The following is a 21,972-nucleotide window of genomic DNA, read 5'->3' on the forward strand; positions in this document are numbered from 1 at the left end:
AGGAATAAGCTGTTTTATTGACAGAAATCCGGGAATGTAATAAAATAAGATATGTGTTTGAAATCATCAGCCTGTGCTCCAATAGGCAGAACCGGATGATTTCATAAAAAAGGGGGATTACGAAAGATGGGCAGTTCAGTGACTGGAAATGAAATACTGGATTCTTTTTATTCTGTTATACCATATTTAATGAATTTATTTGATGATGATGTATCCTTTGCTTTAACCGATGCAGAGAAGTTTATTAATGTATGGAATGGCAAAAAGTTAAGATTCCATGTTAATCCCGGCGACATTGTTCCGACAGGAGGTGCAATCAGGGAGGCATTAGATTTCGGCAGAGTGATTATAAAAGATGTGCCTGCAGCTGTGTATGGTATTCCTTTTAAATCCTATGCAGTTCCCATAACGGAAAAGAACAAGGTGATTGGTGTCCTGACTTTGGGAAGAAGTCTGGAAAAGAGGAATAGCTTAATTGAACTGATCAACAGGCTGACTGATGGTGCAAGCCAGATTGCAGAATCTACCAATGATGTGAGCAGGGGAATTGGACAGCTAAAGGATATGAACGGTGAGATATCTCTTAAGGTAAAAGAAGCCAATGAAAGTACAAAGAATACAGATTCCATTCTGGATTTTGTTAAGGACGTTGCTACCCAGTCCAACTTACTGGGACTGAACGCAGCCATTGAGGCAGCAAGGGCAGGAGAAGCCGGAAGAGGTTTTTCCGTAGTAGCGGGAGAGATTAGAAAGATGTCAGCCTCCACCAGCGAATCCATCGGTCAGATCGACGGTGTGCTGAAAAGTATCAATGCATCCATTACTACGATTAATACACGTATAACGGAATCCAATCAGATTTTCACAAAGGAAACGGAAGAATTTCAAAAAATACTTAATTCCATTGAGGAATTAAACGGAACGGCAAAGCAGCTGGAATCACTTTTAGAGCATCTGTAGAGCCGCTAAAGAGATGGGGATAGAGCCGGCGGAGCACTATCTCTATTCTTATGTTTTAATTATCAGTTATCATAGGAACCGTCAGGAAAGGGAATGACACATGAAGATCAGGAAATCAAAAGTGGCTGTAGTCGGATGCGGACTGGTGGGATCCTCCACAGCATTCAGTCTGGTAACACAGGGAGTATGCGATGAAATATTAATGATCGATATCAACGAGGAAAGAGCATTGGGAGAAGTGCTTGATTTAAGGGATACGATCAAGTATCTGGACCGTAATGTAAAGGTGCGCAAAGCAAACTATTCCGACTGTTCAGACGTGGATATTATCGTAATCACAGCGGGAGCACCGCCCCAGAAAGGACAGACCAGACTGGATACGCTGGAAGTCAGTGCCAGAATTGTGAAAACCATTGTTAATCCAGTCATGGCAAGCGGCTTTGACGGGATTTTCATTGTAGTATCCAACCCGGTTGATATCATTGCCCATTATGTCTATAAGCTGTCCGGTCTTCCAAAGAATCAGGTGATCGGAACCGGAAGTTCCTTAGATACTTCCAGACTCCAGAATTTTATCGCAGAGCTTGTGAACGTGGATCCCAGAAGTGTCTATGCCTATTCCATGGGAGAGCACGGAGATTCCCAGATGGTGCCATGGTCTACCGTAACCGTGGCAGGCAAATCATTTAATGACATTATTCAGGATAATAAAGATATGGTTGGCGATGTTGACTTAGATGAGATTGTGAAAAAGACAACTCTGGAGGGCTGGGAGATCTACAACAGAAAAGGAACCACCTATTATGGAATCGCCACAGCATGTGCCGGTATTATCAAAGCAATTCTTTACGATGAAAACCGGATTATTCCGGTATCAACCCTGCTGGAAGGGGAATATGGGGAAACCGATGTATTCGCCGGAGTGCCCACAATCTTAAACCGCACCGGTGCCGCTGATATACTGGAGATGCATATGACGGACGAGGAACTGGATAAGTTTCATCAGTCGGTGGAAATTCTTCGGGAGTATACGAAGAAAATGCATACGGAAGATTAACTCAGGCTTCGTATCTCGTGAATTCTCAGAAGAAAAGGAAGCAGGGCGCCGGATACAATCAGGCTGAATAGATTCTGAACCAGATTGAAAGGCACATTAATAATGGCAGAGGCTGCATTATATACAATCAGTTCAAATATAAAATAACCTCCTGTTACAATACCGCTGCACACAATGCCTGCGGTCAGAAATGGCAGTATCCGAAAACGTGCTTTGAGAAGGCTGCGTGAAAGTCTGTGGTACAAATATCCGGCAAAGAAGGCGGCCAGTGTTTTAATGAGAAATGTAGCTGGTGCATAGAATGCGTAGCCTGAAAGCAAATCTGCCGTCATGGAACCAAGCCCCCCTGCAACAGCGCCGGTTACGGGACCAAGAAGGATACCGCTTAACAAAACCATCCCATCGCCCAGATGAATATAACCATTCATTGCAGTAGGTATATGTATTACCATGGTAGCTGCAGTGGTAAGTGCTGCCATTAAGGCTCCAAATACTAATTTTTTCGTTTTTTTGCTGTTCATAGTTATTCCACCCTTTCAAATAAAATATCAGTTGTTTTGTTGAAATCTATCATATAGAAAAACTGGAGTTTTTTAAATAGCCAATTTAAGCAAATTCATGCATACCAGTTTGGAGGGAAGAAACAGCTTTCCGCCAATTCCCTGATTACGTTTTCCCATATCTGGTAACCATAAGGTTAAATCATGGGATTATGGAGACTGGAGGATGATAAAAATGGCTGATATAAAAAACAAGGGCAAATTCTTTGCCGGGTGGTACTTTAAAATGCAAAGCGGTGACACGGTTCTGGCTGTGATTCCCGGACTTAGTATGGACGGGACGGGAAAAATATATCCATTTATACAGGTTATTTGGAATGAGCAGGCCTGCTGGGTGGATTTTAAAGAAGAGGATCTTCTTATTGACTGGAATCAGAAACGGATTATTCTTGATGATAATATTTTTTCCCGCAGGGGAGTAAGACTTAACATAAAGACAGATGACATAACATTAAAGGGAATTATCCGTTTCGGTCCAATTACCCCAATCCGGTATCCCATTATGGGCCCCTTTCAGATCATACCTTTTATGGAATGCAAACATGAGATAATCAGCATGTCACACAGACTGTCCGGCAAGGTGAAACTAAACGGCAAAGTAGTGGATTTTGGCGGAGGGATGGGGTATATAGAAGGAGATAAAGGAAAATCATTTCCGGAGAGCTACCTTTGGCTTCAGTGTAATTCATTTTCTGAAAATGCCTCTGTCATGGTCTCTGTTGCTAAAATTCCATGGCTGGGATTTCGGTTTGAGGGCTGCATCAGCGTAATCATGTATCAGGGAAAAGAATACAGATTTGCTACCTATTTAGGAGCCAGAGTGGTGAGCAAAAGAGAGACGGCAGTGATTATAAAGCAGGGAGCATATATTCTGAAAGTGTTCCTTTCCAATCAGAACAGGAAGGATGAGAAACGGTTTTCCCATCAGCTGTTAGCGCCCAGCCAGGGTGAAATGAGCCGTTTTGTCAAGGAAGAGCATTTGCTGCGGGGGAGATTTCTGCTGTACAAAGGAGAAAATATGATATTCGATCTTTCCAGCACTTCCGTAAGTTTTGAATACGATTTATAAAAAAAACGGCTGTTATCTTACAGTTTGTTAAGATAACGGCCGTTTTTCTGAATGAATATTAAGTTGGCATCGGGATGTTGGGTTGATATAATAGAATTAGATTTACTATACAATAACAAATCGAAAGTGGGGACTAGAGATGAAGAATTCAGGAAAACTGAGTATTTCAACAAGGCTGAAACGGGTATTTGCAATTCTGGTTTTTATTATTTTTCTTTCTTCAGTATTTTCGCTGGTCAGTTTTCGTTCCATTGGTAATAATATGTCAACATTTTATCAGGTTCAGTATGAGACCACAAAAAAACAGATGGAGATCCGTAAGGATGTACAGACGATTAATAAAAGAATCCTTTGGGCAGCCATTCAGGAAGATGCTTCTGTTACTGCAGAGCAGAAAAAGGAAATAGAAGGAAGATTCGAAAAAATTGTGAAATATATTGCTGTCATTAAAGAGAATCTGAAGGACAAGCAGTCGGTAGAAGCACTGGATCTGGCATTTGCTGATTTCCAGAAAGATACCGCAACTTTGTTGTCCATGCTGGAAAAGGGAGATACAAAAGGCGCGGTAGAGTATTACCAGACTACATTCAACGATGTTTCAGAGGTACTTGCCGATGCTCTGGATAAGACCGGCGCCCAGGCAGATGAAGCTGCCCTTGCCAAATATACAAACAGCCAGAGAGTTGAAAATCTTGCCACTGTTTGTCTGGCATTCTTTTCTCTGGTCTCTCTCGCCATTGCGCTGCTCATGGGAAGACGGCTTACCAAATCAATTGCAGTTCCGTTAAAAGAGATCCAGAATGCAGCAGGTGAGTTTGCAAAAGGTAATTTACATACGGCAATTACTTACGAATCCGGTGATGAGATCGGTCAGGCAGCCCAGGGCTTAAGAGTTTCCATGGAAAAGATCCGGTGTTATATTATGGAAATTGACTGTGCGATGGAGCAGATGGCAGGCGGGAATTTCAATGTGGATTTTTCCAGTGAATTTATTGGCGATTTTAAAAATATTGAATCTTCCCTGCATTGTTTTACTGAAAAGATATCAAGAAGCTTTGAAGAGATAAATGAAGCAGCCAATCAGGTATCCGATGGTTCCAGCCAGATATCGGAATCCGCCCGCTATCTGGCAGTCGGAGCCGAAAATCAGGCTGGCATTGCCGGAAGATTGTCGGAGTCAGTCACCCGCATCACAGAACAGATCGGTGAAAATGCGGAGCTGACGAAAGAAATCCAGATGGAGATGGAACGGATTACCCAGAATATTTCCACGGAAAATCAGAATATGCAGGAAATGGTTTCTGCCATGAGTACCATAAAGAAGACCTCTGAGGAAATCAGTAAGATGATTGTGACCATTGATGATATTGCCATGCAGACCAATCTTCTGGCCTTAAATGCTTCCATCGAGGCAGCGAGAGCCGGAGAAGCAGGAAAAGGGTTTGCTGTTGTGGCGGGACAGGTCAGTCTCCTGGCAAGCCAGAGCAAAGATGCTGCAAAAAATTCCTCTGACTTAATAGAGGCATCCTTAAAAGCAGTGGAAGAGGGAACTGTAATCGCAGACCGGGCAGCCGGCAATTTAAATGGCGTGGCAAAAGAAAGCAGTCAGATCATGGATAAGGTCCGCAGCATAGCAAAGGCTTCCAAGGATCAGGCGGATTCTGCAAGAATGATTGAAAATGGAATCGGACAAATCTCCATGGAAGTGGATAAAAGTGCAGCGTCTGCGGAAGAGAATTCCGCTTCCAGCGAAGAACTTGCAGGGCAGGCACAAAATTTAAAGGATTTAATCGGCCAGTTTCAGCTGAAAGCATAAATAGTTTGATCACCAGCTAAGAATAAAAAGGATACACGGGAAGAGCAACATGCCTGTGTATTCTTTTTTTTGTCTGAAAAATTTTAGATAAACAGTATATAACAGTTGACAACAGTAATACACTGTTATATACTGTTTATCAAGGAGGGGTGATATGAAAATAATAATAAATAATTCATCCATGCAGCCCCTGTATGATCAGATCACGGAGCAGATCAAAAGCGGAGTCATGCAGGGAACGTTAAAAGAGGGAGACAACCTGCCATCGGTCCGGACTCTGGCGAAGGAACTGCGTATCAGTGCCTTAACAGTTAAAAAATCTTATGACATTCTGGAACAGGAAGGTTTTATTGTTACAATTCATGGAAAGGGAAGCTTTATCGCTTACGCCAGTCAGGAATTCATGCTGGAGGAAAAGAAAAAAGAGATTGAGGTCGAGATGGAATCGGCGATCCGCAAAGGCAGAAGCTGTGGAATGAAAGATGAGGAACTAACGGAATTGTTTTATTTGATTTTGGAGGATTAATGATGTTGTTAAAAATGGAAAACATTCAGAAAACGTATGGAGATTTTACGCTGAATTGTTCTTTGGAACTGCAGCCTGGATATATCACTGGGCTGATTGGGCCAAATGGTGCAGGAAAAACCACTGTATTTAAATCTGCGCTGGGGCTTATTTCGTTAGACCAGGGTGCTGTAACGGTATTTGGAAAACCGTTTGATCAGCTGTCTCTGAAGGAAAAGCAGGATATGGGAGTGGTTCTGGCTGACTCGGGATTCAGCGGATATTTAACGATTCAGGATATAGCCAGAATTATGAAAAATTTGTATCATTCGTTTGATCAGGACCGGTTTATAAAAAAGTGCAGGGAATCAGGACTGCCTTTGAATAAGAGAGTCAAAGATATGTCTGCAGGAATGAAAGCCAAGGTGAAGATTTTGACAGCCATGTCTCATGAGGCCAGGCTTCTCATACTTGATGAGCCTACGGCAGGGCTGGATGTTCTGGCAAGAGAGGAGCTGCTTGATGCCATTCGGGAGTATATGGAGCCTGGAGACCGTTCGATCCTGATCAGCTCCCATATTTCAACGGATTTGGAGCAGCTTTGTGACGATCTTTATCTCATTCATAATGGAATGATTGTTCTGCATGAGGAGACGGATGTGCTCCTTGGCAGCTATGGTCTTTTAAAAGCAACAGAGGAACAGTATCTGGAGCTGGATAAAAGTTATATACTCTGCAGGAAAAAGGAAGCTTACGGCTACCGTCTTCTTACAGACAAGATCAGTTATTACCGGGAAAATAAGCCGGAAATTGTAATGGAAAAAGGAAGTGTTGATGAAGTGATTACGATGATGATACGGGGGGAACGGTTATGAGAGGACTGCTGATCAAAGATATACTTTTATTGAAAAACCAGATGCGTTTTTTCCTGCTCTTCTTCTTTTTGTCAGCAGGAATGCTCCTGGCAGATTTTGATTCTGTTTTTGTGATCAATTATGTGACTTTGATTTTTTCCCTGTTTACGCTGAGCTCCATCAGTTACGATGAATTTGACAATGGATATGCGTTTTTATTTACCCTTCCCATCTCCAGAAATCAATATGCAGCGGAGAAATATATATTTGGCCTTTTAACAGGAGGTTCGGCCTGGATTACAGTGACCATATTTGCTGTGATCATGAATTTGGTGAGAGGAAGAGCAGACGCAGGAGAACTTGTGGTTATGGCGTTTTTGTATCTTTTTATATCATTCTTATTCCTGGCTGCAGTGGTTCCGGTCCAGCTGAAATTCGGTGCAGAAAAAGGAAGACTTGTTCTGATCTTATTAATTGGAGTCATCTTTGCCGCAGGTTTCATTGTGGTGAAGACGGCAAAGGCATTCCAACTGGATTTGTCATCTGCGGCTGAATCTGTAACGGCATTTTCTTTAGGACCGGTGATGATTGTTCTGTTTCTGATCAGTCTGGCAGCTGTTTTTGTATCTTATCTGGTTTCTGTTAAAATCATGAAGAAAAAGCAATTCTGACAGGAACTGGATTCAGGTGAAATCTGTTTTATCCTGGTTCTGCTGTATTTCCAAAGGCCAATCTGTGCCGGCCGGGAGTCATATGATATTCCCGCTTATATAGCCGGTCAAAATAACTGGTGCTTTCAAAACCGGAGCTTTCTGCAATATCGGTGATGGACCGGTCTGTGTGCAGAAGCAGGGTTTTGGCTTGATTTAACCGGTATTTATTTAAATATTCAATGGGAGAGAGAGGGACGGAACACTGGAAACAGCGGAGTGCCTCTCTTTTGCTGACTCCTACCGAGCGGGCAATATCTTCCAGAGTCAGTCTCTTTTCATAGTTTTGTTCAATAAAATGGGTCATTCGTCTGAAACGTGCCTGGGAGAGGCGGTTGACTCCTGCATTTTCCATCGTGGCAAATTCATCTTTGTGTTCAAACAGGACGCACCAGATCTGGCACACCAGTGCATGTGCCCCGAGCTCCCAGGTTGCAGTCTGATCCTCGCACAGTCTGTAGAGGTCTGACAGAATGGTAAGTAAATGGTTCTGCCAGGGATTTTTGGCCCTTAATACAAAGTGGGATATGCCGGAAAATAAAAAGGGAGCCATGAATTTTTCATAGATGGAGCTTCCTTCCCGTGCAATAAATTCCGGAGCAAAGAGTACATTTGGTATGATGGCTGTTCCGGTTGATAAAAAGCGGTGCATGGCACCGGAATTAATAAAAACACCGTCACCAGGTTCCAGTATGTAATGGATGTTTCCGATGGAGCAATGTACGATTCCCTCGGTCACAGATACCAGTTCAAATTCCCTGTGCCAGTGCCAGTCAATGCAGCGGTTGTCAAACTTTCCCACATCTTCGTAATAGTATTGAAACGGAAAGTCTGCAAAACCATGGGAGACCAGCTCCATCATGGATTCATCGGTCAGTATTTTTGTGCTTTGCATAGAGCGTTCTCCTTTTTGTGATCGGCTAAATTGTATCATAAGCTGGCGGTAAATTGCAAGATTTGAATTACCATCTGCGGTATAATACAATAAAATAACTCGGGAGGGCCGGACGCATGAAAGAAAATTATAAAAGTACCATTTATGCCTGCTTTTTAAGCTACATAGTTCAGGCAATTGTCAATAATTTTGTACCGCTTTTGTTTCTGCATTTTCAATGGGAGTATGGGATATCATTATCCAGAATTACCCTGCTTGTCACAGTTAATTTTGGTGTTCAGCTGCTGGTGGATCTTTTATCGGCTGCATTCATTGACCGGGTGGGATACCGGATTTCCATGGTTGCCGCACACGTCATGGCAGCCGCCGGTCTGATTCTTTTAACGGTTCTGCCGGGAATCGTTTCTGTTTCCTGGGTTGGATTACTGTTTGCCGTTGTGATCTATGCCATCGGCGGAGGCCTTTTAGAGGTTCTTGTCAGTCCCATTGTGGAAGCGTGTCCCACAGATAATAAAGAAAAAGCCATGAGTATGCTGCACTCTTTCTATTGCTGGGGTCACGTGGGAGTGGTTCTGGTTTCTACCTTGTTTTTCCGTATCTTTGGCATCGGAAGCTGGAAGATACTGGCGCTTTTCTGGGCGGTTGTACCGGCTGTATGCATGGTTTTATTTTTCCGTGTGCCCATTGCTTCTCTTGGAAAAGGAGAGGAAGGAATGTCCTTTGGCACATTGATCCGAAACAGGCTGTTCTGGATCTTCATGCTTCTTATGGTTTGTGCGGGGGCAAGTGAGCAGGCAGTCAGCCAGTGGGCTTCGGCGTTTGCAGAAGAAGGGCTGGGTGTGACGAAAACCATCGGAGATCTGGCAGGTCCCATGCTGTTTGCCCTGATGATGGGGATATCCAGAGCTGTTTATGGGCAGTACGGGGAAAGATGGGAGCTGAAAAAGGTTATGACGGCAAGCGGAATTCTTTGTATGGGATCTTATCTTTTAATTACCTGCTCTCCCTATCCGGTTCTTGGACTGATCGGGTGTGGATTGTGTGGTTTTTCCGTTGGGATCATGTGGCCCGGAACATTTAGTCTGGCTGCCGCTTCGATTCGGGGCGGGGGCACAGCCATGTTCGCATTCCTGGCCCTTGCCGGTGATCTGGGATGTTCTGGGGGACCTACGGTTGTTGGAATTGTTTCGGGTCTGTTTGACAGCAATTTGAAAATCGGCATATTTTCTGCAATTATCTTTCCTCTTATTCTGGTAATTGTTCTTTTCAGGTTTTTGACAGTGAAGAGAAATTAAATGGAGACAGTCAGCTGTCATGTTATCTCTGTTATAATTTATCCAAAAAAAGAAAAGAGGAAAATTAAATGGAGTATCAGCTGGTAGAGTTAGAAGAAAAAATGGCGGCAGGTCTGATAGCAAGAACGAATAATTACTCTCCGGATATGGGGAATGTAATCAGCGGATTGTGGGAGCGGTTTTTTGGAATGGGATTTTATTCTACCGTTGTACATAAAGCCAATGGAAAGACATTGGGGATCTATACGGATTATGAAGGAACGGAAACCGGAGATTACAGCGTGCTCGCTGCCTGTGAAGTAAAGAGCCAGAAGGGACAGCCGGACGGGATTACAATGAAAACCATACCGGCCGGAACCTATGCGAAATTTACTGCAGAAGGGGACGTTAAGGATTCAGTTTTGAACGTGTGGCAGCAGCTGTGGAACATGGATCTGCCCAGATCTTTTGTATGTGATTTTGAGGAGTATGAAACGATAGAAGAGGGTCATATCCGGGTGCATATTTATATTGGTTTAAAGAAATAAAAAAAATGGAGGAAGCAGTTCGTATAGGAACCGCTTCCTTCATCTTTTTAATATACAATTTCCTCATACCCGTCTGTAGAGGGAAACGTGATTGTTACTGCCTGTCCCGGATTTTTATAATCCAGGTTCACATTCATATCAAGTCCCATGGATTCTTCATCCTCGGTGATAATCATGGAGATCAGGATCTCTTCTTTGGAAAAGTATCCGTCCGGACTGATCACTGCCTTTCCGTTTACACCGGTGATTTTAAAGTCCGAATCCGTAAGGGAAGGCCATACCTTGTCGTAGAATCTGTTTAAATACTGCTCAAGGCCGTTTGTCTCACTGGAATAAAACAGTACACTGTTTCCCTCCTTATCCTGGGCAATCTGTACATTGTCCAGAAATGCTCCGAACTGTCCGGTAAGGCCGCCCAGAGTGAGATGCTTTGTCATATCTTCATATCCGATTTTCATTTTAAATTTTTCACTGTCTCCGGAATCGGAGTAATAACAGCCATTGGTATAAAAGGAGCTCTCAGTTTTTTCCATACCCAGAGTCTTTATGATGCTACTGGATAAAAACTCCATATTGGGCGTGTTGATATCGTGGTATTTCATCTGCATATTCATAATAACCGGAATCTGCAGCCAGTCGTAATACAAATCCATGGTTATATCTGCGTTCACATCCAGTCCTGGTAAAGAAGAACTTTTCTGGTCTGCATCCTGGTAAAGAAGGGCTCCCTTTTTCTTCATCTGAACAGCAGTTGAAGGGTTGGCTGCTCTTAAACGTACGATCCCATCGTCTGTCCATGCGCCGTTTTCGTTAACTGTATGACCATCGGGAGTCATCGTATCCGTAAGCAGGATTCCGTCTCCGTCAAAATAATAGCACTCTGCCATTCCGTCTTTGTCAGAATCGATCCACTTCCAGGCAGATGCCGCATAGGTGTGATCGTCTTCCTTCCACCGCCAGCCTTCCGAATCCTGTTTCCAGGTTCCTGCCATTGCGGTAGATGCAACAGAGATTGACAGAAGTGAGGCAGCAGCAAATACTTTAATCAGTTTTTTCATGCCTTTTACTCCTCCTGTTTTGCCATTGAAACGGTGGAAGTTTCATGGCCTGAATGTATTTTACCATAACTTTCCAGTAACAACAACGTTTTTCGGGGAAGTAAAAGGATATGAGTTATTTTAAGGAGGCTTTCAGCTGTTCCATAAGCTCAAGATCTGAAGCTTTCAGCTTCATGTTGGTAGTCAGTGTTTTCCCTTCCGGAGATGTGACATGGATTTCTATCATGGATCCTTCTTTTAAGGCACTCTCCGAAGCTGCTTTTAAGAATAAGGGAAATTTGGGGTGATTGCCTTTGAACACATTCCAGGCCTCTTTTAACTGCATAAGATTCATGAGATTCATATAATAAATCCTTTCTGATTCAAGATTGATAGGCATATCCTAGCACAAATTAAGCGGGGAGTCAAATCAGGATCAGAGCAGTCAGCACCCGGTAATAAAGGAGAACCAGAAAAAAGAAAATCAGGATTACAGGAAGCGTCCGTTTTAACAAATCCCCCATTCCTGTATGGAAATATTCGGTTACCAGAGCAAGACACACATGGGTGGGAGATACCTGCATGGCGCAATAGGAAGAGGACATTAAAAGCATCATCAGCGCAGCTCCTCCGTTTGGAATGGCTGCAAAGGCCAGAGGAAGACAAAGTACAATAATTGCCGTTGATCCGCCTATAATGGAACCGAAAAAGAAGATCAGTGCAAAGGCAAGGTAAGTCGGTATGGGCAGGGCGCTGAAAAGATCAGGAAGCTGTGAAATTACGTCGGTATAAGTGAGGACCTCTTTGAAAATCATGATTAAAAGCGTATTAACAATGATTTTAGGCTCCAGTGCAGAGAGAAAAAACGGCTTGATTTCAGATATGGAAAAGCGGTAAAAGAAGAAAGCCGCAGCGATTACCAGGGGAGTTGCTATGTATACTTCAAGATGAAATGCAATGATGAGAATGATGGCTGCAGCAATGGTCCACAGACTGTTTGAAAGCTGTCCGAAAGCTGCTTTTTTTGACATTCCCTCGTCATTTGTGATCTCTCTCGGGATTTTTCTAAGATAAAAAATATAACCCAGAAAAATCAGGATGCCCACAGCCGGGAGCATGGAGAGAAGAAAGTCCCCTGTCTCAACACCTGCCAGACCCAGAGCAATCAGGATTGACGAATATGTGGGAAGAAAACTCTCCGGAATATGGCGGTAATAGCTGGTGACAAAGGTTTTATCCTCTTTGCTTAAATAATCCCCGCAGGAGGAATCCACGATAGATCCGCAGATGTAGACAGCTCCTGCAGAAGGCAGCAGACCGATGAAAATGGGAGCCAGTATGGTGGTGATCCGCCTGTTGTGAAACAGGTGATTTAACGAGGATTCGGCTGTCATTAAGAGATTTCGTTTCTCCAGCATGCGCTGTAAGAACGTAATGGTGTAAAAGCTTAATAAAATAGTCCCGGTGCTCCTGGAAAATACAGCGCGCCAAAGAATGGAACAGATACGAAAAGCAGGTATCTGAAAGATAAAAAATGACAGCAGAATGCTGCAGGCGATAGCCTGCCATAAAGGTCTTTTCAGCCAGAGCAGCACTAAAATTACAAGAAAGACCAGTAAGAGTTTGATCAGTTCCAGTGATATCATTGTATTTCCTCCCTGTTGTGTGATAAAAATTTATTATTGCAATAAAATATTATCAGGGAGTTTAGCATCATTTTTTTTAAATGTCAATCTGTTTTTTTGGCTCCTGCTTGCTGATTTTACTTAAATACCTGTAAATGGTGGCATCGGAGCAATTAAGTTTTAAAGCGGCTTCACTGACTGCACCTTTGATCATAAAGACTCCTTTTTCATTCAGCTGTTTTACGATGGAGATCTTCTCATCCTGGGTGAGACGGTCTGCAGGAATTCTGTTTTCCGTGATGTAATCAGGCATGGCACTGGCGATCATATCACCGATATCATTTGTAAATGTTTCCGTATGCTCTACAGGAAGATCTATCATCTTACTGGAAGAAGATTCTTCTTTAGACAATCCGCCAAGCTTTAAGATAGACTGGCACAGCTCCTGGTAAATCTGTGTGTCTACATTGAGGCAGAGCATGCCTAAGAGCTCCTGTCCCTCTTTGATAAAAAGGGTTGAGGAAATCAAAGGCTTCTTGTCTTTGGTCAGCCCGCTGTAATTGAGCAGGTAAGGCTCCTTTTTCCAGATTCCCTCTCTTATGATTTTAAGAGCCAGATCCGTTAATGGAGCTCCGACGGTTCTGCCGCTGTTCTGCCCGTTGGCAATGGCTGTGATGCAGCGTTTCCCTTCTCTTAAATCAAGAAGTGCAATTTCATAATTGTCACTTAATACATTTCCCAGAAAATTAGTCAGCACTTCGTAGTGCTTCATGATATCGCTCATAGTGTATGGCCCCCTTTTGGTCTGATAAATTTTAGATTATTATATACCGAAAACGCCTGATATGTAAATCCTTGTCCTTGAATTATCTGTCAATCTTGAAGATTTGTGAAAAATGTATTGAAAGTGAGAAAATGACAACCGGCTTTTGTGAAAATAATAAAACATTATTATCCTGATAAAAAAATATTGACAAAGGCAAAATGATGGAATATACTTTGCCTAACAGTTCCCCAGCCGTCAGGAAGCGGAACAGGTGGTAGACAAAGGCGTTTGCATAATAGCAGGCGCCTTTTTTGTCGTTTTAATCGATGAAAACAGATGCAGGAGGAGAAAAAAATGAAGAAGATTATGAAAAATGCAGTTTGTTCGGTTATGGTTCTTACACTGGCGGTGTCTATGACCGCATGCCAAAAAACCCAGGGGTCCGGAGTGACGAAAGTGAAGGTGGGTACCGGTAATGCCATGCCGCCTTATTGCTCTCTCGATGATAAGGGGGAACCGGTAGGGTATGACGTGGCAGTATTAAAAGAAATTGATAAACGTCTTGACAAATATGAATTTGATATTCAGTCAATGGATTTTAATACACTTATTGTTTCCATTGACTCGGGTGCGTTGGATGTGCTGTCCCACCAGCTTGTAAAAAGCGATGCAAGAAAAGAAAAATATTTATTTCCGGAACAGTATTACTGCCTCTCCCCCATGTCCTTATGTGTGAAAAAGGACAGCGGGATTCAGTCTCTGGCTGATATGGCTGGAAAATCCATCAACCAGTCACCGACCAGCTACGAGTATTCCATGCTGATGGCTTATAACGAGAAAAATCCGGGAAAAGAACTGAAAATCAATGCAGTCAGTGACTTGTCAACAGCAGACGGTTTTAAGCAGGTTTCCAATGGACAGGTAGATGCAAGCCTTACCTATCAGTCCACTTATGACAGTGTGCAAAAGGAATTAAAGCTGGATAATCTGTCCCTTACCGATGTGGTTATGGTAGAGGATACCTACATCATGTGTGCAAAAGGAAAAGATGATTTAAATACTGCCATTGACGGAGCATTAAAGGATATGGTAAAGGACGGAACCTTATCAAAGATTGCAACCGAATATCTTGGTCAGGATGTATTTTCAAACTATGCGGATATGGTCAGCATAACAGCAAAATAAAAGGAACACAGGAATGGAGGGAAAAGAATTTGGAGAACACATTCAAACCGGCTACAATTCCGGGCTATATTCCCAATGTATTAAGGGCTTTTCCTGTTACCATGGAGATTCTCCTGATATCGCTTTTGATCAGCCTGGCACTGGGTGCGCTGGTAACTGCAGCAGGGATCGGAAAAAGAAAGTGGCCAAAAGCGATTGCGAACGGCTATATCGCATTTATGAGAGGAATTCCCACGCTGGTTTTAATCTTTTTAATTTATCTGGGACTTCCCCAGCTGGCCCAGAGCGTTGGAATTGATTTATCGGGAGTCAGCAAGACCGTATTTATTGTGGCATGTCTTTCCCTCAGCAGCTCCGCCAATATGGCGGAGATGATGAGAGCCTCTTATCTGGCAGTGGATAAGGGGCAGAGGGAGGCGGCCTACAGTGTGGGAATGAAGGAATTTACAGCGTTTCGCCGGATCATTTTCCCCCAGGCGTTTGGCATTGCAATCCCTGCTCTGGGTAATAACATCATCATGCTGTTTAAGGATACCTCACTGGCATTTGCAATCGGTGTCATTGATTTAATGGGAAAAGCAAGAGCCATCAGCTCTGCCAGCTATGGGGCAAACCGCCTGGAAGTTTATATTGCAACCGGAATTATCTTCTGGGCAGCCTGCATTCTCCTGGAGTATTGCAGCAAATTCACAGAGAAAATCTACACAAAGGGCCGGAAGAAGGCAACAAGTTAAAGAAAAGAGGAAAACAGGATGGATTTTAAATTTATCATAGAAGCGCTGCCAAAGATCATGCTTGCAGTTCCCATCACGCTTTTCATGTCTCTTGTATCAGCCGCTGCAGGCTGGCTGTCTGGTCTTTCCATCGCATTGATCAGAAAACACAGGGTTCCTGTTTTGTCCCAGTTCTCAGCTGTGTTTGTTTCCTTTATGAGGGGCGTGCCCATGGTGATTTTGTTATACATCTCTTACTATGCTCTGCCCATTCTTTTATACAGCTATGGTCTGAGCATTGGAATCACCATTGATATCAATGCAGTTCCGCCCATCGTATATGCCATCATTGCCCTGGCTCTTGACCAGGCGGCCTATTCCTCGGAAATATTCCGGTCCGCCTTATCTGCAGTAGATGAAGGGCAGATGGAAGCGGCATTCAGTGTGGGAATGACCAGAACCCAGGCACTTGTGCGGATTATCTTTCCCCAGGCACTTGCCATTGCCATTCCAAACCTGGGAGGCATCTTCGTCGGTCTGGTGAAGGGAACGTCACTTGCGTATTATGTAGGTGTTTATGAGATAACCGCAACGGCAAACTTACTGGCAATGCCGGCGCTTAATTTCATTGAAGCTTATATTATGACAACTCTGATTTATGAAGCAATCAGCTTTGTACTGAATAAATTATTCCGCATCTGTGAGGACCGGCTTAAAAAGTTCCGGGCAGGCGCATCTGCCTGAGCGCGGACACGAATATGAGGAAGGAGCAGATATTATGGCAAATATGGTGGAACTGAACAATATCCATAAGTCATTTGGAAAAAACCACATTTTAAAGGGCGTTAATCTGAAAATTGAAAAAGGGGAGGTAGTGGTAATTCTGGGGCCCAGCGGTTCCGGAAAGACAACGCTTCTTCGTACCGTGAATTTCCTGGACAGCGCAGATGACGGCAGTGTTACAGTCAATGGCTTTCAGTTAGACTGCAAAAAGCATTCCAAAACCCAGGTCATCGAACTGAGAAGAAAGACAGCCATGGTTTTTCAGAATTACAATTTATTTCAGAATAAAACCATTCTGGAAAATGTAATGGAAGGACTTGTGACGGTTAAGAAAATAGGAAAGGCAGATGCGGAAAAAATGAGCCGTGAAATACTGGCAAAGGTAGGACTGTCGGAACGGTGTGATTTTTATCCATCCCAGCTTTCCGGCGGCCAGCAGCAGAGAGCCGGCATTGCAAGGGCGCTGATTCTGGATCCTGACGTAATTCTGTTTGATGAACCAACCTCCGCTCTGGATCCCGAGCTGGTAGGAGAGGTTTTAAATACTATAAAAACGGTTGCCCAGACGGGTATTACCATGATTGTTGTAACCCATGAGATCTCATTTGCCAGAGAAGTGGCATCAAGAATCATATTTATGGAAGGCGGCAGCATTGTTGAGGAGGGAATACCCTCTGAGATTCTGGTGAATCCAAAAGAACCAAGAACACAGCAGTTTTTAAAGAGGATCACCGATCCTCAGGCTGCAGAAAAAGAATAAGAGACATTAAGTGGAGGAAGTCAAATGCGCTATGATTTTGAAACTCTGGTAAGAAGAGAAAATGCAGGTTCATTTAAATGGAATGATATGAAAATAAAAAATCCCGATGTGAAGGAAAATGTGGTGCCTCTTTCCGTGGCGGATATGGAGTGGAAAAATCCCCCGGAAATCATTGAAGGATTAAAAGCCTATTTAGACCAGTCCATATTGGGATATACCGGAGCAACGGATGCCTATTATGACAGCGTGATCAGCTGGATGGAAAAACGCCATGGATTTTCTCCAAAGAGGGAATGGATTGTGGAGACAGCAGGTGTTGTTCCAGGTCTCGGCCAGATGGTGGCTGCATTTACAGAGCCGGAAGATGCAGTTCTCATAATGACTCCGGTCTATTATCCATTCCGCATGTCAGTGGAAAACAATAAACGGACGCTGGTAACGACGGAGCTGATCAATACAGGGGATTCCTACGAGATAGACTTTGAAGATTTCGAGAAAAAAGCGGCGAGAGAAGACGTAAAGCTTCTTATATTATGCAGTCCTCATAACCCGGTTGGGCGGATATGGACAGAGGAGGAGCTTGGAACGATCGCGGATATCTGTTTGAGAAACGGAGTTTTTATTATTTCTGATGAGATTCATTTTGATCTGATTCTTCCGGGCTACCACCATGTTTCCATGGGAACATTAGAGGAAAAATATGTAAATAACTGTGTAATTTCAACCGCTCCCAGTAAAACCTTTAATCTGGCAGGCTTTCAGACCTCCAATCATTTCATCGCCAATGAGTCCATGAGGGAAAAGGTCACTGCTGCGAGAGGGTATCATTCGTTGAATTTAATGGGCTACAAGGCGTGTGAGATCGCTTATACCCAGTGCGAAGCCTGGCTTGAGGAACTGCTTTTGCATCTGGATGACAACAGGAAATTCGTTGAGAAATTTGTTGCAGACAATCTGCCGGAGGTAAAGGTTTATGATCTTCAGGGAACCTATCTGCAATGGCTGGATTTTAATGGACTGGGTATGGATTATCAGGAGCTTGAGAAGTTCATGCAGATGGAAGCCCAGCTGTTCTTAGATGAGGGATATATCTTCGGAGAAGGCGGAAGAGGATTTGAACGGTTTAATATTGCCTGTCCTCTATGGGTGCTTAAGGAGGCAATGGAACGGCTTTTGGAGGCGGTAAATCGATATAAGGAACGGAGGTAGTCATATGTCAGCTGTCAATACAATCTGGGTTCTGTTCGGGGCTGCGCTGGTATTTTTTATGCAGGCAGGATTTGCCATGGTAGAGGCGGGATTTACCAGAGCGAAAAACTCGGGAAATATTATCATGAAAAATATGATGGATTTCTGCATTGGAACCCCCATTTACTGGTTTGTTGGATTTGGTATTATGTTCGGGGGAGGGATTGATTTTTTTATACACGGCGATTACAGTGAGATACTTCCCTCCGGTGTTTCCCTCTGGTCCTTTGTCATATTCCAGACCGTATTTTGTGCCACGGCTGCCACAATTGTGTCGGGAGCCATGGCAGAGAGGACAAAATTTTCCGCATACTGTGTTTACAGCGCGGTCATATCCTGTGTGGTTTATCCCGTATCCGGTCACTGGATCTGGGGCGGGGGCTGGCTGTCATCTCTGGGATTTCATGATTTTGCAGGTTCTACGGCGGTCCATATGGTAGGCGGCGTGGCAGCATTTCTGGGAGCTTATATTCTGGGGCCGAGAATCGGAAAATATACAAAGGATGGGAAGCCAAAAGCCATACTTGGGCACAGCATTACACTTGGTGCCCTTGGAGTTTTCATTTTATGGTTCTGCTGGTTTGGGTTTAATGGTGCCTCCACTGTATCCATGGAAGGGGACAGCATAGAGGCAGCAGGAAGAATCTTCATGACGACCAATCTGGCGGCTGCAGTATCCACCTGCACCACCATGATATTTACCTGGATCCGTTATAAAAAGCCGGATGTTTCCATGACATTAAATGGAACTCTTGCAGGTCTTGTAGGAATAACAGCCGGGTGTGATGCCGTGACTCCGGGCGGTGCGGCTGTCATTGGCATCTGTACGGGACTGACAGTGGTACTGTCTATCGAATTCATAGATTCCAGGTTAAAGGTGGATGATCCGGTTGGTGCAATCGGAGTACATGGTGTGTGCGGAGCGCTGGGAACCATACTGGTGGGCTTGTTTGCAAAAGAGGGCGGTCTTTTATACGGCGGAGGCATAAACCTGTTGGGAATTCAGCTTCTTGGAGTCCTTTCCGTAGCAGCCTGGGTTGGAATTGTGATGTTTGCGGTATTTAAGATCATAGACCAGACCATGGGTCTGCGTGTTACTTCCAGAGAAGAAATTGAAGGTCTGGACAGTACGGAGCACGGACTTGCAAATGCCTATGCGGACTTTCTTCCTGTGGTGCCGATGGAAGATCTGGCTAACCGGGTGGAGAGTGTGTCCGGAATAAAGACAGTCAGACAGGATGTTCCTGTGGAAGAAGCCATTCCTGTTAAATCAGCTGATTTTTCTGGAACAGGTGCTTCAAAGTCAGTGCTGACCAAGGTTGAAATTCTGGCAAAGCAGTCAAAGTTTGAAGAACTGAAATCTGCCATGAATGAAATAGGAGTTACTGGCATGACGGTCACTCAGGTTCTTGGCTGCGGTATGCAGAAAGGTGCGGCAGAATATTACAGAGGAATTCCTGTGGATATGATGCTTCTTCCGAAAGTACAGGTGGAGATAGTGGTTGCTAAGGTTCCTGTTGAAGAAGTGGTTAAGACTGCAAGAAAAGTACTTTATACCGGTCATATCGGTGATGGAAAGATATTTATCTACGATGTCAGGGATGCGGTAAAGGTTCGTACCGGTGAAACCGGATATGATGCCATGCAGGGAGTGGATGATATATAAATTTTCTGATTTAAAATTGTTTTGGAGTCAGGCGGAAGCAAAGTTTTTCTTTCCGTCCGGCTCCTTTTTGATGCGCCGGTTTTGATGTTTTTTATGAAAACATGCTAATTTTGGAACTTAACATGTATAATTTTGACCCTTCGGTTGAGAATTCCATGGAAACATGGTATAAGCTTAAAAGATATAATTGCTAATATTTGTAACTTTTCTATTGGCATCAGCTTGTGCTGACCATGATATTTATTATATAATAAAGCCAAAGTAACATTCTCTAATAGTATACTTGCGCTGTTTTGCTTATTTTAAAGGAGAATATCTTTATGACTAAAAAAGAAATCATGAAAGAGATTATAGGAAACGTTTTGATTCCCATCGGATTTGTATCTGGTGAAAATATAGATAGCTGCTGGTTTATAAGGAAATTCAGGAACAGTAAGGGAGAAACAGCAAGGCAGGTTGTTGAGTTTTACAGCAGCGGATGGGAGAAAAAGCTGTATATGGTCATTAATTGCTTTTCTGGTAAATACAGCAGTTACCGGATAAGCGATTTTGTGCCGGGCAGCAGGGAGGACGGTCTGCCCTATTCTACAATAAGAGAATATCAGCTGGCAGTTGAAGCGTATGCGGAAATTCTGAAACAATATGGTCCGGACTTTTTTAAGAAAATCGCCCAGCCGCCGGCAGAAAATGATTATTTCAGGGAAGAGGATAATTGCAGGCTGTTTGAAAAACATGAGTCATTAGCCGAAAAATTTGTGGCAGAGCATAAACTGGATCTGTCGCAAATATCTACAGAAGACGCAGTGAAGATAATAAAGAAAATATTATTGGAAAAACAGGAAGAGCCTTTTGAGAAATGCCGGGATATGATACTGGAACTGTCGGCGTTTTATGGCTGTGTGCTGAAAAAGAGCCACAAATGCAAATGGGTCATGCATAATTGCAGAACACATTTTACATGCACGCTTGATTTTAACTCCAAATCAATCCCCTCATTATATGTACATAATGATATCCATATGGCATGGAAAAATGGTGGGGACAAGCTGGATTCCTTAATAATATGACCGTGTTGAACTGAATGGAGGTGGAACCCATTATGGCAGATGAAATTGTCACAATCAGTGAGATGGCAAAAATGCATCACCTCACCCGCCAGACGCTTATTTATTATGACCATATCGGACTTTTAAAACCCGTTTCCATTAATGAACATGGTTACCGTTACTACAGCGTTTATCAGATTCCTGTATTGCGGGAGATCTGCCTTTTAAAAAAGCTTGGGGTGAAACTGGAGGATATTAAGAAAAGCTTTGAAAACCGCAGTCCCGATACAGTGATTCGTCTTTTGGAACTGCAAAAAGATTCCGTGGATAAGCAAATTCAGGAACTGAATAAAACCAGGATGCATCTGGAGCAGAGAATCCGGTTTTATGAGAACCTTCATGAAGAACATCCCATACATACTCCGCTGATAACGGAAATCGGACCCAGGAAAATTCTTTTTGTTCCATTTCCCTGTGAGCCATGTAAAAATATTCTTCATCTTACGCTGATGAGGGCCTGGAATCAGCTTTTTGACTGGGGTACGGTACCTTCCAGCGGGTTTGGCACTCTGATCAGGCGCAGTCAGTTTGACTCGGAGGATCTATACAGGGGTGCCGGGATTTTCGTTGTGGTTCCGGATCAGGAGTATAACTTTCCGGGTATTGAGGAGATTCCGGGAGGTATATTTGCCTGCATGTATAAATATTCCTTTCCATATTATAAAAATGATTTTGTTACTCTGAAAGAATGGACGGAGTCCCAGGGGTATGATATCATTGGTGATGCTCTGGATTTATGCCTGTTGGATACCACATTTTATAATTCGGAACATGAGGTGGATTACTGCTGTCTGCAGATTCCCGTGAAGAAAAGATCCTCTTGACTGTATAGCCG

At 43.4% G+C, this 21,972-nt stretch carries 23 protein-coding genes; 17 read left to right on the forward strand and 6 right to left on the reverse strand.

From position 1 onward, the window contains the following. The first annotated feature begins 126 nt into the window (after window positions 1-126). Both V7D18_RS16915 and V7D18_RS16920 read left to right on the forward strand, forming a co-directional pair. Window positions 127-960 carry a methyl-accepting chemotaxis protein gene (locus V7D18_RS16915; protein ID WP_426155841.1) on the forward strand — a complete coding sequence of 278 codons (834 nt, stop codon included), beginning with the start codon at window positions 127-129 and terminating at the stop codon, window positions 958-960. A gap of 100 nt (window positions 961-1,060) precedes the next feature. Beyond that, complete coding sequence (locus V7D18_RS16920) at window positions 1,061-2,017, forward strand: L-lactate dehydrogenase (protein WP_426155842.1); 957 nt, start codon at window positions 1,061-1,063, stop codon at window positions 2,015-2,017. Here the strand turns inward: V7D18_RS16920 and V7D18_RS16925 are convergent. Further along, window positions 2,014-2,538, reverse strand: coding sequence for an ECF transporter S component (locus tag V7D18_RS16925; protein WP_426155844.1), 525 nt, complete (start codon window positions 2,536-2,538; stop codon window positions 2,014-2,016). The two genes, V7D18_RS16920 and V7D18_RS16925, sit on opposite strands and share 4 nt — an antisense overlap. 214 nt (window positions 2,539-2,752) lie before the next feature. Here V7D18_RS16925 and V7D18_RS16930 point away from each other — a divergent pair, with 214 nt between their 5' ends. The 5 genes from V7D18_RS16930 (at window position 2,753) to V7D18_RS16950 (ending at window position 7,492) form a co-directional block, all read left to right on the forward strand. Continuing rightward, a complete protein-coding gene (locus tag V7D18_RS16930; RefSeq protein ID WP_426155845.1) occupies window positions 2,753-3,646 on the forward strand; it encodes a tocopherol cyclase family protein in 894 nt (297 codons plus the stop codon). Window positions 3,647-3,785: 139 nt separating this feature from the next. Then, window positions 3,786-5,462 (forward strand): methyl-accepting chemotaxis protein, encoded by a 1,677-nt coding sequence (locus tag V7D18_RS16935; RefSeq protein ID WP_426155847.1) that lies wholly within the window; start codon window positions 3,786-3,788, stop codon window positions 5,460-5,462. Window positions 5,463-5,616: 154 nt separating this feature from the next. Next, a complete protein-coding gene (locus V7D18_RS16940; RefSeq protein WP_426155849.1) occupies window positions 5,617-5,988 on the forward strand; it encodes a GntR family transcriptional regulator in 372 nt (123 codons plus the stop codon). Window positions 5,989-5,993: 5 nt separating this feature from the next. After that, window positions 5,994-6,842 carry an ABC transporter ATP-binding protein gene (locus tag V7D18_RS16945; protein ID WP_426155924.1) on the forward strand — a complete coding sequence of 283 codons (849 nt, stop codon included), beginning with the start codon at window positions 5,994-5,996 and terminating at the stop codon, window positions 6,840-6,842. Then, a complete protein-coding gene (locus V7D18_RS16950) occupies window positions 6,839-7,492 on the forward strand; it encodes an ABC-2 transporter permease (RefSeq protein WP_426155851.1) in 654 nt (217 codons plus the stop codon). The genes V7D18_RS16945 and V7D18_RS16950 overlap by 4 nt, the downstream gene beginning before the upstream one ends. 28 nt (window positions 7,493-7,520) lie before the next feature. Here V7D18_RS16950 and V7D18_RS16955 read toward each other — a convergent pair whose 3' ends face one another. Next, complete coding sequence (locus tag V7D18_RS16955; protein ID WP_426155852.1) at window positions 7,521-8,426, reverse strand: helix-turn-helix domain-containing protein; 906 nt, start codon at window positions 8,424-8,426, stop codon at window positions 7,521-7,523. Window positions 8,427-8,542: 116 nt separating this feature from the next. Here V7D18_RS16955 and V7D18_RS16960 point away from each other — a divergent pair, with 116 nt between their 5' ends. Both V7D18_RS16960 and V7D18_RS16965 read left to right on the forward strand, forming a co-directional pair. Then, on the forward strand, window positions 8,543-9,721 hold the full coding sequence (locus V7D18_RS16960; RefSeq protein ID WP_426155854.1) for an MFS transporter: 1,179 nt from the start codon (window positions 8,543-8,545) through the stop codon (window positions 9,719-9,721). A gap of 68 nt (window positions 9,722-9,789) precedes the next feature. After that, window positions 9,790-10,248 (forward strand): GyrI-like domain-containing protein, encoded by a 459-nt coding sequence (locus V7D18_RS16965; protein ID WP_426155856.1) that lies wholly within the window; start codon window positions 9,790-9,792, stop codon window positions 10,246-10,248. A 47-nt stretch (window positions 10,249-10,295) separates the two neighbouring features. Here the strand turns inward: V7D18_RS16965 and V7D18_RS16970 are convergent, their stop codons facing one another. From V7D18_RS16970 to V7D18_RS16985, 4 genes are all read right to left on the reverse strand, one after another. Beyond that, a complete protein-coding gene (locus tag V7D18_RS16970) occupies window positions 10,296-11,306 on the reverse strand; it encodes a hypothetical protein (RefSeq protein ID WP_426155857.1) in 1,011 nt (336 codons plus the stop codon). 115 nt (window positions 11,307-11,421) lie between these two features. Then, window positions 11,422-11,649, reverse strand: coding sequence for a hypothetical protein (locus tag V7D18_RS16975; RefSeq protein ID WP_426155859.1), 228 nt, complete (start codon window positions 11,647-11,649; stop codon window positions 11,422-11,424). A 61-nt stretch (window positions 11,650-11,710) separates the two neighbouring features. Next, complete coding sequence (locus tag V7D18_RS16980) at window positions 11,711-12,928, reverse strand: DUF401 family protein (RefSeq protein ID WP_426155926.1); 1,218 nt, start codon at window positions 12,926-12,928, stop codon at window positions 11,711-11,713. 79 nt (window positions 12,929-13,007) lie between these two features. Continuing rightward, window positions 13,008-13,694: a helix-turn-helix transcriptional regulator gene (locus V7D18_RS16985; RefSeq protein ID WP_426155860.1), complete on the reverse strand. Its 687-nt coding sequence runs from the start codon at window positions 13,692-13,694 to the stop codon at window positions 13,008-13,010. 336 nt (window positions 13,695-14,030) lie between these two features. Between V7D18_RS16985 and V7D18_RS16990 the strand changes: the two genes are divergently transcribed. The 8 genes from V7D18_RS16990 (at window position 14,031) to V7D18_RS17025 (ending at window position 21,961) form a co-directional block, all read left to right on the forward strand. Further along, entirely contained in the window at window positions 14,031-14,861 is an 831-nt protein-coding gene (locus V7D18_RS16990; RefSeq protein ID WP_426155862.1) for a transporter substrate-binding domain-containing protein, read from the forward strand. A gap of 29 nt (window positions 14,862-14,890) precedes the next feature. Next, window positions 14,891-15,595, forward strand: coding sequence for an amino acid ABC transporter permease (locus tag V7D18_RS16995; RefSeq protein WP_426155864.1), 705 nt, complete (start codon window positions 14,891-14,893; stop codon window positions 15,593-15,595). An 18-nt stretch (window positions 15,596-15,613) separates the two neighbouring features. Continuing rightward, window positions 15,614-16,318, forward strand: a complete 705-nt coding sequence (locus V7D18_RS17000; protein WP_426155866.1) for an amino acid ABC transporter permease — start codon at window positions 15,614-15,616, stop codon at window positions 16,316-16,318. Between the two features lie 43 nt (window positions 16,319-16,361). After that, the gene (locus tag V7D18_RS17005; protein ID WP_426155928.1) at window positions 16,362-17,117 is read left to right on the forward strand and encodes an amino acid ABC transporter ATP-binding protein; all 756 of its coding nucleotides are present in this window, start codon (window positions 16,362-16,364) and stop codon (window positions 17,115-17,117) included. A gap of 24 nt (window positions 17,118-17,141) precedes the next feature. Next, on the forward strand, window positions 17,142-18,326 hold the full coding sequence (locus tag V7D18_RS17010; RefSeq protein ID WP_426155867.1) for a MalY/PatB family protein: 1,185 nt from the start codon (window positions 17,142-17,144) through the stop codon (window positions 18,324-18,326). Window positions 18,327-18,330: 4 nt separating this feature from the next. After that, a complete protein-coding gene (locus tag V7D18_RS17015; RefSeq protein ID WP_426155869.1) occupies window positions 18,331-20,031 on the forward strand; it encodes an ammonium transporter in 1,701 nt (566 codons plus the stop codon). Between the two features lie 320 nt (window positions 20,032-20,351). Further along, window positions 20,352-21,098 (forward strand): hypothetical protein, encoded by a 747-nt coding sequence (locus tag V7D18_RS17020; protein WP_426155871.1) that lies wholly within the window; start codon window positions 20,352-20,354, stop codon window positions 21,096-21,098. Between the two features lie 32 nt (window positions 21,099-21,130). Further along, window positions 21,131-21,961 carry a MerR family transcriptional regulator gene (locus tag V7D18_RS17025; protein WP_426155873.1) on the forward strand — a complete coding sequence of 277 codons (831 nt, stop codon included), beginning with the start codon at window positions 21,131-21,133 and terminating at the stop codon, window positions 21,959-21,961. Window positions 21,962-21,972: the final 11 nt, after the last annotated feature.

This window comes from Lacrimispora sp. 38-1, assembly GCF_049890855.1.
Classification (GTDB): Bacteria; Bacillota; Clostridia; order Lachnospirales; family Lachnospiraceae; genus Lacrimispora.

Excerpts from the sequence above, each read along its gene's own strand:
- V7D18_RS16940 (WP_426155849.1), top strand. The coding sequence starts at position 5,617 with ATGAAAATAATAATAAATAATTCATCCATGCAGCCCCTGTATGATCAG.
- V7D18_RS16930 (WP_426155845.1), top strand. The coding sequence starts at position 2,753 with ATGGCTGATATAAAAAACAAGGGCAAATTCTTTGCCGGGTGGTACTTT.
- V7D18_RS16915 (WP_426155841.1), top strand. The coding sequence starts at position 127 with ATGGGCAGTTCAGTGACTGGAAATGAAATACTGGATTCTTTTTATTCT.
- V7D18_RS16920 (WP_426155842.1), top strand. The coding sequence starts at position 1,061 with ATGAAGATCAGGAAATCAAAAGTGGCTGTAGTCGGATGCGGACTGGTG.
- V7D18_RS16985 (WP_426155860.1), bottom strand. The coding sequence starts at position 13,694 with ATGAGCGATATCATGAAGCACTACGAAGTGCTGACTAATTTTCTGGGA.
- V7D18_RS16975 (WP_426155859.1), bottom strand. The coding sequence starts at position 11,649 with ATGAATCTCATGAATCTTATGCAGTTAAAAGAGGCCTGGAATGTGTTC.
- V7D18_RS17005 (WP_426155928.1), top strand. The coding sequence starts at position 16,362 with ATGGTGGAACTGAACAATATCCATAAGTCATTTGGAAAAAACCACATT.
- V7D18_RS17015 (WP_426155869.1), top strand. The coding sequence starts at position 18,331 with ATGTCAGCTGTCAATACAATCTGGGTTCTGTTCGGGGCTGCGCTGGTA.
- V7D18_RS17010 (WP_426155867.1), top strand. The coding sequence starts at position 17,142 with ATGCGCTATGATTTTGAAACTCTGGTAAGAAGAGAAAATGCAGGTTCA.
- V7D18_RS17000 (WP_426155866.1), top strand. The coding sequence starts at position 15,614 with ATGGATTTTAAATTTATCATAGAAGCGCTGCCAAAGATCATGCTTGCA.
- V7D18_RS16935 (WP_426155847.1), top strand. The coding sequence starts at position 3,786 with ATGAAGAATTCAGGAAAACTGAGTATTTCAACAAGGCTGAAACGGGTA.
- V7D18_RS16965 (WP_426155856.1), top strand. The coding sequence starts at position 9,790 with ATGGAGTATCAGCTGGTAGAGTTAGAAGAAAAAATGGCGGCAGGTCTG.
- V7D18_RS16955 (WP_426155852.1), bottom strand. The coding sequence starts at position 8,426 with ATGCAAAGCACAAAAATACTGACCGATGAATCCATGATGGAGCTGGTC.
- V7D18_RS16950 (WP_426155851.1), top strand. The coding sequence starts at position 6,839 with ATGAGAGGACTGCTGATCAAAGATATACTTTTATTGAAAAACCAGATG.
- V7D18_RS16960 (WP_426155854.1), top strand. The coding sequence starts at position 8,543 with ATGAAAGAAAATTATAAAAGTACCATTTATGCCTGCTTTTTAAGCTAC.
- V7D18_RS16990 (WP_426155862.1), top strand. The coding sequence starts at position 14,031 with ATGAAGAAGATTATGAAAAATGCAGTTTGTTCGGTTATGGTTCTTACA.
- V7D18_RS17020 (WP_426155871.1), top strand. The coding sequence starts at position 20,352 with ATGACTAAAAAAGAAATCATGAAAGAGATTATAGGAAACGTTTTGATT.
- V7D18_RS16925 (WP_426155844.1), bottom strand. The coding sequence starts at position 2,538 with ATGAACAGCAAAAAAACGAAAAAATTAGTATTTGGAGCCTTAATGGCA.
- V7D18_RS16970 (WP_426155857.1), bottom strand. The coding sequence starts at position 11,306 with ATGAAAAAACTGATTAAAGTATTTGCTGCTGCCTCACTTCTGTCAATC.
- V7D18_RS17025 (WP_426155873.1), top strand. The coding sequence starts at position 21,131 with ATGGCAGATGAAATTGTCACAATCAGTGAGATGGCAAAAATGCATCAC.